The 397-nt window shown below is 42.1% G+C and carries 1 pseudogene; it reads right to left on the bottom strand.

Going from position 1 to position 397, the window contains the following annotated elements:
* A pseudogene (locus tag CP368_RS10235) lies at positions 1-335 on the bottom strand (mucus-binding protein); the annotation flags it as partial.
* Positions 336-397 lie beyond the last annotated feature (62 nt).

Genomic DNA, 397 nt, shown 5'->3' with positions numbered 1-397 from the left:
TCATTATAGACAGGTCTATCATCATCAACACGTTTTGCCAGTGGCAGGGTGACGTATGCATAGAATGGCATTTCCTGAGCTTTACCGTTGTTGTTAGCATACTTGACCGTGTAACCATGGTTAGCAAAAATTTCTTGAATTTTGCTTAGGTCAATAAAGTATTGCGCACTGCCATAAACAACCGATGGTAAGTGCCCTTTTGGTAGTGAATCCATATTGTATGATCCCTTATAGGTTGGGAAGTTGCTAATTTTTAAGGCATCCCACCCATTTGGCATATCTTTGGAAATTTCCTTAACGAGCTTCCAGTCTGATTCACCAGGTTGTTCCCCCATGAACTCAGTCGGAAGCAAGACTACCCGCTTAACCTCGCTTAAGTCCTTCTTCACAGTTGTAA

The sequence above is a fragment of the Lactobacillus sp. UMNPBX17 genome (assembly GCF_002553735.1).
Lineage (GTDB): Bacteria > Bacillota > Bacilli > Lactobacillales > Lactobacillaceae > Lactobacillus > Lactobacillus gallinarum.
The sequence above is the reverse complement of the archived record's forward strand: the minus strand, read 5'-3'. Positions and strand labels throughout refer to the sequence as shown.